We start from the raw sequence: 14731 nt of genomic DNA, 5'->3' as shown, positions 1-14731 counted from the left end.
GTTCCTCTATCAGGTTAATCGACAGCCACTGGTGCCAAAAAGGCGGCTTCCAGCAGCTGTTGTGTATATGGATGTTGCGGTGAGGCAAAGATACTTTGCGCATCACCCTGTTCGACCACTTGGCCATGCTTGACCACCATCAATTGGTGGCTCAGCGCTTTGACGACAGCCAGGTCATGGCTGATAAACAAATACGTCAGGTTGTGCCTGGCTTGCAGTGAGCGCAGCAGTTCAACAACCTGGCGTTGTACTGTGCGGTCCAGCGCAGAGGTTGGCTCGTCCAGCAATATCAACTCCGGCTTTAACACCAGTGCGCGGGCAATGGCGATTCTTTGCCGTTGTCCGCCTGAAAACTCGTGAGGGTAACGGTGCCGGGTTTCCGGATCCAGACCTACTTCTCGCAAGGCTTCAATAATTGCACTTTCCTGTTCCGCTTCGGTGCCCATACGGTGAATGCGCAACCCTTCACCGACAATCTCGCTGACGCTCATGCGCGGGCTGAGACTGCCAAACGGGTCCTGGAATACCACCTGCATTTCCCGTCGCAATGGCCTGACTTCTTTCTGTGACAGACAGTCTAGCCGTTTGCCTTCAAAGCTGATCAGGCCCTTGCTGGCAATCAGACGCAAAATCGCCAGGCCCAGCGTTGATTTGCCCGATCCGCTTTCACCCACAATCCCCAGGGTCTGCCCCTGGGGCAAGCTGAAATTGATACCGTCCACCGCTTTCACGTAATCGACGGTCTTGCGCAGCAGGCCTTTCTTGATCGGGAACCATACCTTCAGGTCCTCGACTTGCAGCAATGGCGGACCGGCAATGGTGCTGGCCGGGCCTCCGCTGGGCTCTGCGCTGAGCAGTTCCCGGGTGTAAGGATGCTGCGGCGAACGGAACAGCTGCTCGCACGATGCTTGTTCGACGATTGAACCGCGCTGCATGACACATACGCGATGCGCAATTCTTCGTACAAGGTTCAAATCGTGACTGATCAGTAACAACGACATGCCCAGGCGGGCTTGCAGATCCTTAAGCAAGTCGAGGATTTTAAGCTGAACGGTCACGTCCAGGGCGGTGGTAGGTTCGTCGGCAATCAGCAGTTCGGGTTCATTGGCCAGGGCCATGGCGATCATCACGCGCTGTCTCTGACCCCCTGAGAGCTCGTGTGGCAGCGCCTTGAGGCGTTTGTGAGGCTCGGGTATGCCTACCAGCTCCAGAAGCTCCAGGGTGCGCAGGGTGGCGGCCTTGCCGGTGATCCCCTTGTGAATGCCGAGCACCTCATTGATTTGTTTTTCAATGCTGTGCAGCGGGTTCAGGGAGGTCATGGGCTCCTGAAAAATCATCGCAATGCGGTTGCCGCGAATGTTGCGCAGCTTTTTCTCGTCCACGCTGAGCAAATCCTGGCCGCCGTAGGCGATGCTGCCGCTGGGGTGGCGTGCAAGGGGGTAGGGCAGCAACCTGAGGATCGAGTGCGCGGTCACCGATTTGCCCGAACCGCTTTCGCCCACCAGGGCCAGGGTTTCGCCGCGCCTGATATCAAAACTGACGCCTTGCACCACCCGCTGCGGTGTGTCACCCGCTACAAACTCGACGCTGAGGTCGCGCACTTCGATCAGATTGTCCTGCGTCATCTTATTTCCTCGGGTCGAAGGCATCGCGAGCGGACTCACCGATAAACACCAGCAGGCTGAGCATGATGGCCAGCACTGCGAATGCACTGATGCCCAGCCAGGGCGCTTGCAGGTTGGACTTGCCCTGGGCCACCAGTTCGCCCAGCGACGGCGCGCCCGGGGGTAGGCCGAAGCCCAGGAAGTCCAGAGCAGTGAGGGTGCCGATGGCGCCAGTGAGGATAAACGGCATAAAGGTCATGGTGGAGACCATGGCGTTGGGCAGGATGTGGCGGTACATGATGGCCATGTCCTGCATGCCCAGGGCGCGGGCTGCGCGCACATACTCCAGATTGCGCCCACGCAGGAATTCGGCGCGCACGACGTCCACCAGGCTCATCCACGAGAACAGCAGCATGATGCCCAGCAGCCACCAGAAATTGGGCTGCACAAAACTGGCGAGAATGATCAGCAGGTACAACACGGGCAAGCCTGACCATATTTCCAGAAAGCGCTGACCGGCCAGGTCGACCCAGCCACCATAAAAGCCCTGCAAGGCCCCGGCGATCACGCCGATGATGGAGCTCAGTACCGTCAGGGTCAGGGCGAACAGCACCGATATGCGAAAGCCATAAATCACTCGGGCCAGCACGTCGCGGCCCTGGTCGTCGGTGCCCAGCCAGTTCTCGGCGGAGGGCGGTGCAGGGGCAGGGACTTTCAGGTCGTAGTTGATGCTTTGATAGCTGTAGGGGATGGGTGGCCACACAACCCAGGCATCTTTCTTGGCCAGCAGTTCACGGATATACGGGCTTTTGTAGTTGGCTTCGAGGGGGAACTCTCCACCGAAGTCGGTCTCTGGATAGCGCTTGAGCGCCGGGAAATACCACTCCCCGTCGTAATTGATCACCAGCGGTTTGTCGTTGGCGATGAACTCGGCGTTCAGGCTGAGCCCGAACAGCACCAGGAAGATCCACAGCGACCACCAGCCACGCTTGTTGGCTTTGAAACGGGCAAAACGGCGTCGATTGAGGGGGGATAGCTTCATCTCAATGCTCCCTGCTTTCAAAGTCGATACGCGGATCGACCAGGGTGTATGAGAGGTCACCGATCAGCTTCACCACCAGCCCGACCAGCGTAAAGATAAACAGGGTGCCGAAGACAACCGGGTAGTCGCGATTGATAGCAGCCTCGAAACTCATCAGGCCCAGGCCATCGAGGGAGAAAATCACTTCGACCAGCAGTGAGCCGGTAAAGAAAATTCCGATAAAGGCCGACGGGAAACCGGCAATAACCAGCAGCATGGCATTGCGGAACACATGGCCATAGAGCACCCGGTGGTTGGTCAGGCCCTTGGCTTTGGCAGTGACGACATACTGTTTGTTGATCTCGTCGAGAAAGCTGTTTTTGGTCAGCAGGGTCATGGTGGCGAAGTTGCCGATAACCAGTGCCGTAACGGGCAATGCCAGATGCCAGAAGTAATCGAGAATCTTGCCGCCCAGGCTGAGTTCGTCAAAGTTGTTGGACGTCAGGCCGCGCAGGGGGAACCAGTCCAGGTAACTGCCCCCGGCAAACAGCACGATCAGCAGGATGGCAAACAGAAAGGCCGGGATGGCGTAGCCGATGATGATCAGTGAACTGGTCCAGACATCAAAGTGGCTGCCGTGGCGCGTGGCCTTGGCGATCCCCAGGGGGATCGACACCAGGTACATGATCAGGGTGCTCCACAACCCCAGCGAGATGGAGACCGGCATTTTCTCCTTGATCAGGTCGATGACCTTGGCGTCGCGGAAGAAGCTTTCGCCGAAGTCCAGTCGGGCGTAGTTTTTAATCATGATCCACAGGCGTTCCGGCGCCGACTTGTCGAAACCGTACATCTTTTCGATTTCCTTGATCAGTTCCGGATCCAGCCCTTGGGCGCCACGGTAGTTGGAGCCAGCCACCGATACTTCCGAACCACCACCGGCGATGCGGCTGGTGGCGCCGTCAAAGCCTTCGAGCTTGGCGATCATCTGTTCAACCGGGCCGCCGGGGGCCGCCTGGATAATGATGAAGTTAATCAACAGAATCCCGAACAGTGTCGGAATGATCAGCAGCAGTCGCCTGAAAATATAAGCCAGCATTTAAGGCTCCTGGCTCGCGCTTGAAGGTTTGGTAGAGGGTGCAGGTTTTGCGTCAGGTTTGGCCCACCAGGTGTTCGTGCCGATATCGTATTTGGGCGTAACTTCGGGATGGCCGATATGGTTCGAGTAGGCCACGCGCCAGGTTTTGATATGCCAGTTGGGGATCACGTAGAAGCCCCACTGCAACACACGGTCCAGCGCCCTGGCATGGTTGATCAGGCTTTGCCGTGACTCGGCGTTGATCAGGCCCTCGGTCAACTGGTCGATGGCCGGGTCCTTGAGGCCGATAAAGTTTCGGCTGCCGGGTTTGTCGATACTTTGTGATTCCCAGTACTCGCGCTGCTCGCTGCCGGGTGAGCTGGACTGCGGGAAGCTGCCGACAATCATGTCGTAATCCCTTGAGCGCAGGCGGTTGAGGTATTGGGAGGTGTCGACCCGGCGAATCTGCAAATCGATGCCCAGGTCGCTGAGGTTGCGCTTGAACGGCAGAAGGATGCGCTCGAATTCGGTTTGTGCCAGCAGGAATTCGATCTTCACCGGCTTGCCCTGGGCGTCGACCATCTTGTCATCGACGATGCGCCAGCCGGCGTCTTGCAGCAGTTGGTAGGCGCGGCGCTGTTGCTCGCGAATCATGCCGCTGGCGTCGGTGACGCTGGGTTTGAACACCTGGCTGAATGCCTGCTCGGGAATCTGGCCGCGCAAGGGCTCCAGAATGGCCAGTTCAGCTTCGGTCGGCGGCGCCTTGGCGGCCATTTCCGAGTTTTCGAAGTAGCTGCCAGTGCGCGCATAGGCACCGTTGAACAGTTGCTTGTTGGCCCATTCAAAGTCGAACAGCAGGCTTAGTGCCTCGCGTACGCGCACATCCTGGAACATTGGCCTGCGCAGGTTGAAGACAAATCCCTGCATGCCTGTTGGATTGTGGTTGCGGATTTCTTCTTTTTTCAGGCGGCCCTGAGTAAATGCCGGAGAGTTGTAGGCTCCGGCCCAGTTTTTGGCGCTGATCTCCAGCCAGTAATCAAACTGACCGGCCTTGAGGGCTTCGAAGGCAACGCTGTTGTCGCGAAAGTAATCGACCGTGATGGCATCAAAATTGTACAGGCCCTTGTTGATGGGCAGGTCCTTGCCCCAATAGTCCTTGTTGCGCTCGTAGCGGATCGAGCGCCCGGGCTTGATCTCGGCGATGGTGTAGGGGCCGCTGCCGGGCGGGATTTCCAGGTTGCCCTTGTTGAAGTCGCGGGTTTCCCACCAGTGCTTGGGCAGAACCGGGAGCTGGCCAAGGATTAGCGGCAGTTCACGGTTTTTGTTGTGCTTGAAGGTGAATTTCACTTGCAGCGGGTTTTCCGCGATGGCCTGGTCGACATCGCTGTAATAACCCTTGTACAGCGGCGAGCCACTTTTCATCAGGGTATCGAAGCTGAACACGACATCTTCGGCGCGAATCGGATGGCCATCGCTGAACTTCGCTTCCGGGCGCAGGTAAAACCGCACCCAGCTGTTATCCGGGGCTTTCTCGATTTTCCCGGCAATCAGGCCGTAGGACGTAAAAGGCTCGTCGAGGGTTTGCCGGGCCAGGGTATCGAAGGTCAGATCAATGTCGTCGGCTGGCACGCCTTTATTGATAAACGGGTTGAGGCTGTCAAAGCTGCCCAGCGCAGACTTGCGAAAGGTACCGCCCTTGGGGGCTTGCGGGTTGACGTAGTCGACATGCTTGAAGTCGGCAGGATATTTCGGCGGCTCGTCATAGAGGGTCAAGGCATGCTGGGGAGCGGCCATGGCCGTGCAGGCAAAACCGGCAAACAACAAGCTGGCAAGGGGCTTTAGCCATGTACGCAAAGGCATCATTGTTTTTTCTCCGTAGGCTTAAGCCACCACGCGCTGAGGCCCAGGGTGTAGGGCGGCGTAGTCACAAAGGCGAACCGGTTGCGGTACGCCAGGCGGTGATAGTTCAGATACCAGTTGGGAATGATGTAGTGCTGCCAAAGCAACACGCGGTCCAGGGCCTGGCCGGCAGACAATTGCTCGTCGCGGGTCCGTGCGGCCAGCAGGCGCTCGAGCAGTTGGTCCACCACCGGGCTGGCTACCCCTGCATAGTTTTTGCTGCCCTTGACGTTGGCCTGGCTGGAGTGGAAGTACTGCCACTGTTCAAGGCCGGGGCTCAGGGTCTGGTCAAGGGTCATCAGGATCATGTCAAAATCGAACTGGTCCAGGCGCTGCTTGTATTGCGCGCGATCCACGGTGCGCAGCCGGGCATCGACGCCAATACTGGCCAGGTTCTCCACATAGGGTTGCAGGATGCGCTCAAGGTTCGGGTTTACCAGTAATATTTCGAAACGCAGGGGTTTGCCTTCACTATTGACCAGGCGCTGGCCCGACAGTTTCCAGCCGCTTTCATCCAGCAGTGCCAGTGCCTGGCGCAGAGTTGCGCGGGGGATGCCGCGGCCGTCGGTTTGCGGCAAGGTAAAGGCCTGGCTGAACAGTTCGGGCGGTAGTTGGCTGCGCCAGGGTGACAGCATCAGCCACTCATGCCCCTGGGGAATGCCGCTGGCCGAGAATTCGCTGTTGGGGTAATGGCTCACGGCGCGCTGGTAGGCGCCGTTGAACAGGGTGCGGTTGGTCCATTCAAAATCAAACATAAGGCCCAGGGCCTCACGGGTTTTGTTTTGCGCAAAGGTGGCGCGGCGACTGTTCATAAACAGCCCCTGGGTTTGTGTCGGGATCTGGTGGGTAATTTCGGCCTTGATGACATCGCCGCGGCGTACCGCCGGGAAGTTATAGCCATTGGCCCAGTTCTTGGCCTGGTGCTCGATGTAAATGTCGAACTCGCGGGCCTTGAACGCCTCGAAGGCGACATCGCTGTCGCGGTAGAACTCCACTTCAACCCGGTCGAAGTTGTATTTGCCGCGGTTGACCGGCAGGTTGGCGCCCCACCAGTTCTTGACGCGCTCAAAGACCAGTTGGCGCCCGGGGGTAACCCGGGTAATGCGATAGGGGCCGCTACCCAGCGGTGGCTCGAAGGTGGTGGCTTTGAAGTCGCGCTTTACCCAGTAATGCTGGGGCAACACGGGCAGTTCGCCCAGGCGCAAAATCAGCAACGGGTTGCCTGAGCGCTTGAAGACAAAACGAATTCGTTTGGGGCCCAGGATATCGACCCGCTGGACTTCCTGAAGATTGGTGCGGTACTGCGGATGACCTTCTTTTAGTAACAGGTCGTAGGAGAAGGCAACATCGTAGGCAGTGATCGGCGTCCCATCATGAAAGCGGGCTTCGGGTCGCAGGTTAAAGACGACCCAGCTGCGGTCCTCGTTGTACTCCACTGATTGAGCGATCAAACCATAGCTGGATGTTGGCTCATCGCCGGAGGGGGCATATTGGCCCGTACCGGCCATCAGGGTTTCGTTGAGTTCATTGACCCCGTACTGCAGGAAGTTGGGAGTCGAAACCGGGCTGGTGCCTTTGAAGGTGTAGGGGTTGAGCGTGTCGAACGTGCCGAACGCCATGACCTTCAAGGTGCCGCCCTTGGGGGCGTCAGGGTTTACCCAGTCGAAATGGGTAAAGGTGGCGGGGTACTTGAGTGTGCCGAACTGCGCATAACCGTGGCTTTCGCTCAGGTTTGCGCTGGCGGTGAAGCTCAAGGCCAGGCAGATAAATAGCGTAAGGAGGGGACGCGTCAAGTCAGAGATCCGATCCAGGCATTGGGCTTAAGGTTTCCGTACAGTAACAGCTTGTATCTGTAGGAAAAAGGCCACGCTGGTAAGCACGACGGGCAAGCTGCGGCCTACTTTTGTGTAGGAATCAGCTTGCCCGCGGGGATGTCAGCGCTGTGCTTATCGGGGTTTGGAAACGGTCAGCATTTGCCCCGGCTTGAGGGCTTTTGCGCTGTTTGGATTCCAGCGCTTGAGATGCTGCATTTCAACGTTGAAACGCTTGGCAACCATATACAGCGAGTCGCCTTTCTGGACCTTGTATTGGGTCGGCTTTTTGCCCGAGGGCTTGCGTGTGTCCTGCATCACCAGGACCTGGCCGGCCTTGAGGTTGTTGCCGCTGAGTTTGTTCCAGTGTTGCAAGTCTTTGACATTGACCTTGTTGGCCTTGGCAATCAGGGTCAGGTTGTCGCCGCTCTTGACCCTGTACTTGCGGTTCAGGCGAGCTGGGGATGTGCTTGCAACCTTGTCAAATACCGGCTTGTTGGGGCGCAGACTGACCAGTTGGTCGGAGCTGAGATTGGACAGGCTGGCAGTCAACAGCTGAGCTTTGGCCGTAGGTACCAGCAGATGCTGGGGGCCATCGGTGGTGGCGCGCTGTTTGTAGGCCGGATTGAGCTGGAACATTTCGTCTTCGTCGATTTCGGCCAGGGCTGCCACGCGGGACAGGTCCATGGACTGTTTGATCTCGACCATTTCGAAGTAGGGTTCGTTGGCGATCGGGTTCAGGTTGATGCCGTAGGCTTCAGGGGCCAGAACCACTTGTGACAGGGCCAGCAGTTTTGGCACGTAGTCTTTGGTTTCCTGCGGCAGTGGCAGGTTCCAGTAGTCGGTCGGCAGGCCGAGCTTTTCGTTGCGCTCGATGGCCCGGCTGACGGTACCTTCGCCAGCGTTGTAGGCCGCCAGGGCCAGCAGCCAGTCGCCGTTGAACATGTCATGCAGACGGTTCAGGTAGTTCAGGGCTGCCAGCGTCGAGGCGGTAATGTCACGGCGACCATCGTAGGCACGGGTTTGACGCAGGTTGAAGTAGCGGCCTGTCGACGGAATGAACTGCCAGAGCCCGACCGCATTTGCATGTGAATACGCCATTGGGTTGTAGGCGCTTTCAATGGCTGGCAGCAGGGCCAGTTCCAGCGGCATATTGCGTTCTTCGAGGCGCTCTACAATGTAGTGGATATAAAGGCTGCCGCGCTCGCCCGCATTCTCGAGAAACGACGGGTTGCTCGCAAACCACAGGCGCTGTTGTTCAATTCGGGGGTTGACGTTCTGGCCGTCCTGCAACTTGAAACCCTGGCGCATGCGCTCCCACACATCTTGAGGGGGGAGGGGGCTGGGCTTCTGGCTGAGCCAGAGTGGATCCTGGGGAATGCGTTTGGCGATTTTAAGGCTGGCCCGCTCCGTGGTCTGCGCCGAATGATCCATGGACTGGCAGCCCGCGAGCGTGGCGCAGACAGCCACCGCAATGGCTTTGACCATGCGCGTCAATGCGTCTGAATTGATGGAGTTACATTTAAATGACGACATTGTTTTGAAAAAAGTCAGGAAAAAATGTCGGGGGATTCTAGAAAGCAGGGGGGGCGCGGTCAACTGTTGAGAATTTTTGTTCTGACCGCGGCCGTTTTTAGAACCTGTCTTTCCAGCTGCGCAGGCTGGCAAAGACCGCACTGGGCGAGTCGTTGTCGCGGGAGTTCCACTCGTCAGCTTTTTCTTTAACAGATGTTTCGTGGACTCGCAGAAAGGGATTTGTGCGTAGTTCCAGTGCCATAGATGATGGCAAGCTGATACGACCTTCAGCCCGCCACTGCGTGACTTGCGCTACACGCGCGGCAATATCCGGGTTGTTCGGTTCCACGGCCTGGGCGAAGCGCAGGTTGCTCAAGGTGTATTCGTGGGTGCAGTACACGCCGGTGTGGGCGGGCAGCGCGGCCAGGCGAGTCAGGGAGTGATGCATCTGTTCCGGGGTGCCTTCGAACAGTCGGCCGCAACCCGCGGCGAACAGGGTGTCGCCACAGAACAGCAGGGGCGCCGTCGGGTCTTGGTGATAGTAGGCGATATGCCCAAGCGTATGGCCGGGTACCAGCAGGATCTGGAACTCCAGGCCCAGTACCTCGATGCGGTCGCCGTCGTTGAGTGCCACTTGTCGGGCCGGTATGGTCTCAAGCGCCGGCCCCCAGACCTTCGCGTTAGTGTGTGCGTGAAGTTGCGCGACACCGCCTACATGATCGAAATGGTGATGGGTGATCAGAATGTCGCTGAGGACCCAGTCCGGGTGCCTGGCCAGCCACTCCAGAACAGGCACGGCATCACCCGGGTCGACCACGGCGCAGCGCTTTTGGGTAGTGTCCTGTAACAACCAGATGTAGTTGTCGTTGAAGGCGGGCAGGGCGTCGATCTGTAACATGGTGCAATTCCCAAGTGTGAAACAATGGCGCATCTTAGGGGCTGTTGACGTTTTATTGCGAGTCGCGTCGTCAGGGCTTGCGACAGATAAAGGGCGAGTTGGAGGAGCAATGACCGATAAAGCATTGGCTCAGGCTGATCCTGAGTGGCTGGCACTGATCAGTTCGGCGCGTGAGTGGCTGTCTGGCCCCCATGGGCAGTTGTTGCTCGAAGATGAGCAACGGGTGCTTGAGGACGAGCTGGGACGCTTTTTCGGCGGCTATCTGGTGCATTACGGCCCTGCTGCCGACACCCCGCCCAAGGCCCCGCAGGTTCAGCGCAACGTACGCTTGGGCGCGCCATTACCGGGTGTTGAAATCATCTGCGAAGAACAGGCCTGGCCATTGTGCGAGCACGCTGCCGACGTGGTGGTGCTGCAGCACGGGCTGGATTTCTGTCTGTCGCCCCACGGTCTGTTGCGCGAAGCGGCCAGCAGCGTACGCCCTGGCGGGCACCTGCTGATTGTCGGGATCAACCCCTGGAGCAGCTGGGGCTTGCGCCATGTCATCGCCAAGGATGCCCTGCGCAAGGCACGCTGTATCTCACCTTCACGGGTCGCCGACTGGCTGAACCTGCTGGGCTTTGCGCTGGAGAAACGCCGCTTCGGGTGCTATCGTCCGCCGCTTGCTTCCAAAGTGTGGCAAAGCCGCTTGTCCGGCTGGGAACGCAAGGCCGGTAGCTGGCAATTGGCAGGTGGCGGCTTCTATGTATTGGTTGCTCGCAAAATGGTGGTGGGCTTGCGCCCTGTCAACCCGATGCGCCGGGAACCGATGGGCAAGCTGATTCCCTTGCAGATGGCCAAGGTCAATCGGCGCCACACAGACTCCTAAATTTATGTTGGGCCGGGTTTGCCCGGCTCAGGTGCTGGCCATTGCTGATGGTCAGGCCATAAGCAGCCTTACCTGGATAGTTTGCAATGATTGATAGCGTTGAAATGTTCACCGATGGTGCCTGCAAGGGCAATCCTGGCCCGGGTGGCTGGGGTGCCTTGCTGATCTGCCAGGGTGTCGAGAAAGAGCTCTGGGGTGGCGAGGCCAATACCACCAACAACCGCATGGAACTGATGGCCGCCATTCGCGGGCTTGAAGAGCTCAAGCGTCCGTGTGAGGTGCTGCTGGTGACTGACTCGCAGTATGTGATGAAAGGCATCACCGAGTGGATGGTCAACTGGAAAAAACGCGGCTGGAAAACCGCCTCCAAGGAGCCGGTAAAAAATGCCGACCTGTGGAAGCTGCTCGATGAGCAGGTCAGTCGTCACACCGTGAAATGGCAGTGGGTACGCGGTCACATCGGCCATCCCGGCAACGAGCGCGCCGACCAGTTGGCCAATCGTGGGGTCGATCAGGTACGGGGAATCAAGCATGCGTAGTGTTGTACTCGATACCGAAACCACCGGTATGCCGGTCACCGACGGCCACCGGGTGATCGAGATCGGTTGCGTCGAGTTGATGGGGCGCCGTTTGACCGGTCGCCATTTTCACGTGTATCTGCAACCCGACCGTGAAAGTGACGAAGGCGCCATTGGCGTCCACGGCATTACCAATGAATTCCTGGTGGGCAAGCCGCGTTTTGCTGAAGTCGCCGATGAGTTTTTCGAATTCATCAAGGGCGCACAGCTGATTATTCATAACGCTGCGTTTGACGTGGGCTTCCTCAACAACGAGTTTGCCCTGATCGGCCAGACCGATCGCGCCGACCTGACTCAGCACTGCACCATCCTCGATACCCTGGCCATGGCACGGGCCCGTCACCCGGGCCAGCGCAACAGCCTCGACGCGCTGTGCAAACGCTATGGTGTCGACAACTCGGGCCGTGAGCTGCACGGCGCCTTGCTCGACTCCGAGATCCTGGCCGACGTTTACCTGACCATGACCGGTGGCCAGACCAGCCTGTCGTTGGCCGGGAATGCTTCTGACGGTAATGGCTCGGGTGAGGGGTCGGGCAATCAGGCCAGCGAAATTCGCCGCCTGTCGGCGGACCGTCAACCGGGCCGGATTATTCGTGCAAGTGAAAGCGACTTGACCGAGCATGCGGCTCGACTTGAAGCCATTGCCAAATCGGCTGGCGGCCCGTCGTTGTGGGCGCAACTCCTCGACGCGAAAGGGCAGACGCTGCAGTAACCTGGCGCCTACCTGACTGCCGCTGCCGCTTATTGTCAGCGTCGACGACAGGAAAGAAGGATTTTTCATGCATCTGGTTATCAACCCCCAAGACCCTCAAGTCTCGGTACGCCTGGCCGACGAGGGTTTTGCGCCCTATGTCTGGTGCAACGATTTCAGCTTTGAAGTTCGTGCCTATGCCCGTGCCGACCGGTATAAAAAGGTCGAGCACTGGCCGCTGGAGCTGATTACGCCCTATCGCAAGTGCTACGGCATCGACCCGGATGAGTTCGCCAGCTACCGCGGTGGCAAGGGCAGCGACATCTTTATGGCGTACCTGGACAACCAGCCCGTGGGGCATGTGGTGGTAAGCACCCACTGGAACGGCTTTGCCCATGTCGATGAACTGGCCGTTATCGCGGGCGCCCGTCGCCACGGTGTGGCCAGGTCATTGCTGGAAGTGGTGAGGTTCTGGAGCCATAAAAAAAACCTGCCGGGGATCATGCTCGAGACCCAGAACAACAACCTGGGCGCCTGCCGATTGTATGAGCGTTGCGGGTATCAGGTAGGGGGCATCGATGATTTGCGCTATCGCGGTATTGACCCGCAGACCCGTGAAGTGGCTATTTTCTGGTATTTGATATTTGAGCGCAGGGATCTGTAGCAGTTGTCGAGCTCTGCGAGGCTGCGTTCGGCGGCTGCTACAGGGATCGTGTTTTAAAGCACCACCAAGCCCTGATCCGCCAGCAATGCCTCGGCCTTTTGCCGCACAATCTCCAGCAAGGCATCCAGTGCCAGCCCGTGCCGGGTGCCTTTGCGTGTAAGCGCATAGAGCGTCACCGGGATCGCCGGTGAGATCGGGCACACATCCAGCCCGCTTGCCCTGGCACCCACTGCCGTGAACGGGTCGACCAGCGCCAGTCCTTCTCCCGCTTCGACCATGCTGCGCATCATCTGGTAACTCTGCACCTGAATCTGCACCACCGGTGCCGGACGCAAGGCTTGCAGCTTGCTGTCGAGCAGGCGGCTCAACGGGTCGTGCTGATGCAGGCCGATCATTGCCTGTCCCGCCAGCTCTTGCAGTGCGATGTATTTGTGCTTGGGTGACAACCAGCCATGAGGCGCCAGAAACTGCACCTTGCCTTGAACCAGTGGCTGAGATTCGATCCCGGATTGCTCCGATTGCTGCAGGCTCAAGCCCAGATCGCATTCGTCCATTAACAGACGGCGCACAATTTCGGCGCAAGGCTGGCTGCTCAAGGTTGTCGGGGTATCGGGAAAGCGCCGTCTGAGGGCGCCTATGCAATGAGGCAGCAGCGGTTGGGCCAGGGTTTCGCTGCAGGCTATGCGCAAGGCCGGTTCCTGATGCTGGCGCAGCTCGTTGCCCAGCTGGCGCAGAGGCTCAAGTGCCTGGTACAGCTGATTGATAAGGGGTTGCAGCACAAGGGTGTCGCGGGTGGCTTGCAGCCTCCCGCGAATACTGGCAAACAGCATAAAGCCCAATTGCTGTTCGGCTTCCTGCAGCGTTGCGTTGAGGGTGGCCGTGGGCAATTGCAGCAATTCGGCAGCATGGCCGAGGTTGCCGGTTTGCAAGATGGCTTGAATCACTTCGATGTGGCGTAGACGCATACTGGTGTCCTGTCTCGCAAATACTGATCCTTTTTGACGGCGTCTGTTGTCGTCAAAAAGGATCGTAATCATGAGGCCCGACACCAGTGCCCGGCAGATGAGGTTTCAGCGTTGCGAAGCCTGATCCGTCTCTCATCCTTTGACTTCAACCTGTACGCCCTGAGTGGCAGGTCAGGCTGCGACGACGGGCGACGGGTCGCGAACCAGGATGACACCCGACTGCACCAGCTCGAAGTTGTTGTCATCGTTCTTTTTGACACGATCGCCAATGGCCAGTTTGTAGGTCATTACGGGTTGATCGCCGGTTGCTTGTGAATCTTCAAACTCATGCACGGAATAGACGCGACCTTCCGCATCTCTTGCATGAAATTGTCCAACGAGAACTGCCGCCATTTGTAGAGAACCTCTGGAGATAAACACCCAATTTGCGGTTCTGTAGACCGTTGTTCAGCAGGGGAAGTTTAACCATGTGAAAAAAATAGTCCCCCTACTTTACAGGCTTGCAGGCCGATAGGGTGAACTGGGGTGCAAGAAAGCCGTCCGATCATCTATAACTACTCTTCCTACAGCTACTGACTCGGGGTTTTCCATGAGCAAGGTCTACAGCGTTGCAGTGTTGGTTGGCAGTTTGAGGAAGGATTCCCTCAATCGAAAAGTGGCTCAGGCTCTGGCAGAGCTGGCTCCGCCAAGCCTGAAACTGTTTATTGTCGAAATCGGTGAGCTGGCGCTTTACAACGAAGACATTGATGGTGCGTCGCCACCTGCGCCATACACGGTTTTTCGCGATCAGATCCGCCCGGCCGATGCCATCCTGTTTGTGACCCCCGAGTACAACCGCTCGGTGCCAGGGGTGTTGAAAAACGCCATTGATGTCGGTTCGCGGCCCTATGGGCAGAGTGTGTTCAGTGGCAAGCCGGGCGCGGTGATCAGCGTTTCGCCTGGGGCCATTGGTGGCTTTGGGGCTAACCATCACTTGCGCCAGTCGCTGGTGTTTCTCGATGTGCCGTGCATGCAGCAGCCTGAGGCCTATCTGGGAGGAGCCGGTGATGCGTTTGATGCATCCGGTAAACTGTCGGATAAAACCCGACCGTTTTTGCAGAAATTTATCGATCAGTTTGCCGGGTGGGTAGAGCGCTAGGACT

14 protein-coding genes are annotated in these 14731 nt (G+C 58.2%); 5 read left to right on the top strand and 9 right to left on the bottom strand.

Annotated elements, in window-relative coordinates; translation table 11 throughout:
* Positions 1-14 precede the first annotated feature (14 nt).
* The 7 genes from ACP7BE_RS22205 to gloB all read right to left on the bottom strand — a co-directional run bounded on the left by ACP7BE_RS22205 (position 15) and on the right by gloB (position 9823).
* Positions 15-1625, bottom strand: coding sequence for an ABC transporter ATP-binding protein (locus tag ACP7BE_RS22205; RefSeq protein WP_426107298.1), 1611 nt, complete (start codon positions 1623-1625; stop codon positions 15-17).
* Position 1626: 1 nt separating this feature from the next.
* Positions 1627-2646 (bottom strand): ABC transporter permease, encoded by a 1020-nt coding sequence (locus ACP7BE_RS22200; RefSeq protein WP_095019320.1) that lies wholly within the window; start codon positions 2644-2646, stop codon positions 1627-1629.
* Position 2647: 1 nt separating this feature from the next.
* On the bottom strand, positions 2648-3721 hold the full coding sequence (locus tag ACP7BE_RS22195) for a microcin C ABC transporter permease YejB (protein ID WP_095019319.1): 1074 nt from the start codon (positions 3719-3721) through the stop codon (positions 2648-2650).
* Positions 3722-5563: an extracellular solute-binding protein gene (locus tag ACP7BE_RS22190; protein WP_095001703.1), complete on the bottom strand. Its 1842-nt coding sequence runs from the start codon at positions 5561-5563 to the stop codon at positions 3722-3724.
* Complete coding sequence (locus tag ACP7BE_RS22185) at positions 5560-7365, bottom strand: extracellular solute-binding protein (RefSeq protein WP_426107373.1); 1806 nt, start codon at positions 7363-7365, stop codon at positions 5560-5562. The genes ACP7BE_RS22190 and ACP7BE_RS22185 overlap by 4 nt, the downstream gene beginning before the upstream one ends.
* A 180-nt stretch (positions 7366-7545) precedes the next feature.
* Entirely contained in the window at positions 7546-8946 is a 1401-nt protein-coding gene (locus ACP7BE_RS22180) for a transglycosylase SLT domain-containing protein (RefSeq protein ID WP_426107295.1), read from the bottom strand.
* A 97-nt stretch (positions 8947-9043) separates the two neighbouring features.
* Positions 9044-9823: a hydroxyacylglutathione hydrolase gene (gene gloB, locus ACP7BE_RS22175; protein ID WP_426107293.1), complete on the bottom strand. Its 780-nt coding sequence runs from the start codon at positions 9821-9823 to the stop codon at positions 9044-9046.
* Between the two features lie 109 nt (positions 9824-9932).
* On the opposite strand from gloB, the gene ACP7BE_RS22170 reads away from it, so the two are divergent.
* The 4 genes from ACP7BE_RS22170 to ACP7BE_RS22155 all read left to right on the top strand — a co-directional run bounded on the left by ACP7BE_RS22170 (position 9933) and on the right by ACP7BE_RS22155 (position 12624).
* Positions 9933-10691: a methyltransferase domain-containing protein gene (locus tag ACP7BE_RS22170; RefSeq protein WP_426107291.1), complete on the top strand. Its 759-nt coding sequence runs from the start codon at positions 9933-9935 to the stop codon at positions 10689-10691.
* A gap of 86 nt (positions 10692-10777) precedes the next feature.
* Positions 10778-11230, top strand: a complete 453-nt coding sequence (gene rnhA, locus ACP7BE_RS22165; protein ID WP_095001698.1) for a ribonuclease HI — start codon at positions 10778-10780, stop codon at positions 11228-11230.
* Positions 11223-11981, top strand: a complete 759-nt coding sequence (gene dnaQ / locus ACP7BE_RS22160) for a DNA polymerase III subunit epsilon (RefSeq protein ID WP_095001697.1) — start codon at positions 11223-11225, stop codon at positions 11979-11981. The genes rnhA and dnaQ overlap by 8 nt, the downstream gene beginning before the upstream one ends.
* Positions 11982-12048: 67 nt before the next feature.
* Positions 12049-12624 (top strand): GNAT family N-acetyltransferase, encoded by a 576-nt coding sequence (locus ACP7BE_RS22155; RefSeq protein ID WP_095019315.1) that lies wholly within the window; start codon positions 12049-12051, stop codon positions 12622-12624.
* A gap of 53 nt (positions 12625-12677) precedes the next feature.
* Here ACP7BE_RS22155 and ACP7BE_RS22150 read toward each other — a convergent pair whose 3' ends face one another.
* Positions 12678-13589, bottom strand: a complete 912-nt coding sequence (locus tag ACP7BE_RS22150; protein ID WP_095001695.1) for a LysR substrate-binding domain-containing protein — start codon at positions 13587-13589, stop codon at positions 12678-12680.
* Positions 13590-13760: 171 nt separating this feature from the next.
* Positions 13761-13982, bottom strand: a complete 222-nt coding sequence (locus ACP7BE_RS22145; RefSeq protein ID WP_095001694.1) for a hypothetical protein — start codon at positions 13980-13982, stop codon at positions 13761-13763.
* A gap of 196 nt (positions 13983-14178) precedes the next feature.
* On the opposite strand from ACP7BE_RS22145, the gene ACP7BE_RS22140 reads away from it, so the two are divergent.
* Positions 14179-14727, top strand: a complete 549-nt coding sequence (locus ACP7BE_RS22140) for an NADPH-dependent FMN reductase (RefSeq protein WP_095001693.1) — start codon at positions 14179-14181, stop codon at positions 14725-14727.
* Positions 14728-14731 lie beyond the last annotated feature (4 nt).

Source organism: Pseudomonas sp. TWR1-1-3, from assembly GCF_049896805.1.
GTDB classification, from domain to species: domain Bacteria; phylum Pseudomonadota; class Gammaproteobacteria; order Pseudomonadales; family Pseudomonadaceae; genus Aquipseudomonas; species Aquipseudomonas bubulae.
Note: the sequence above shows the minus strand (reverse complement) of the source record. Positions and strands in the feature narration are given on the sequence as shown.

Coding starts and splice junctions, on each gene's coding strand:
- ACP7BE_RS22170 (WP_426107291.1), top strand. CDS start 9,933: ATGACCGATAAAGCATTGGCTCAGGCTGATCCTGAGTGGCTGGCACTG.
- ACP7BE_RS22155 (WP_095019315.1), top strand. CDS start 12,049: ATGCATCTGGTTATCAACCCCCAAGACCCTCAAGTCTCGGTACGCCTG.
- ACP7BE_RS22180 (WP_426107295.1), bottom strand. CDS start 8,946: ATGTCGTCATTTAAATGTAACTCCATCAATTCAGACGCATTGACGCGC.
- ACP7BE_RS22140 (WP_095001693.1), top strand. CDS start 14,179: ATGAGCAAGGTCTACAGCGTTGCAGTGTTGGTTGGCAGTTTGAGGAAG.
- gloB (WP_426107293.1), bottom strand. CDS start 9,823: ATGTTACAGATCGACGCCCTGCCCGCCTTCAACGACAACTACATCTGG.
- ACP7BE_RS22145 (WP_095001694.1), bottom strand. CDS start 13,982: ATGGCGGCAGTTCTCGTTGGACAATTTCATGCAAGAGATGCGGAAGGT.
- rnhA (WP_095001698.1), top strand. CDS start 10,778: ATGATTGATAGCGTTGAAATGTTCACCGATGGTGCCTGCAAGGGCAAT.
- dnaQ (WP_095001697.1), top strand. CDS start 11,223: ATGCGTAGTGTTGTACTCGATACCGAAACCACCGGTATGCCGGTCACC.
- ACP7BE_RS22150 (WP_095001695.1), bottom strand. CDS start 13,589: ATGCGTCTACGCCACATCGAAGTGATTCAAGCCATCTTGCAAACCGGC.
- ACP7BE_RS22200 (WP_095019320.1), bottom strand. CDS start 2,646: ATGAAGCTATCCCCCCTCAATCGACGCCGTTTTGCCCGTTTCAAAGCC.
- ACP7BE_RS22190 (WP_095001703.1), bottom strand. CDS start 5,563: ATGATGCCTTTGCGTACATGGCTAAAGCCCCTTGCCAGCTTGTTGTTT.
- ACP7BE_RS22205 (WP_426107298.1), bottom strand. CDS start 1,625: ATGACGCAGGACAATCTGATCGAAGTGCGCGACCTCAGCGTCGAGTTT.
- ACP7BE_RS22195 (WP_095019319.1), bottom strand. CDS start 3,721: ATGCTGGCTTATATTTTCAGGCGACTGCTGCTGATCATTCCGACACTG.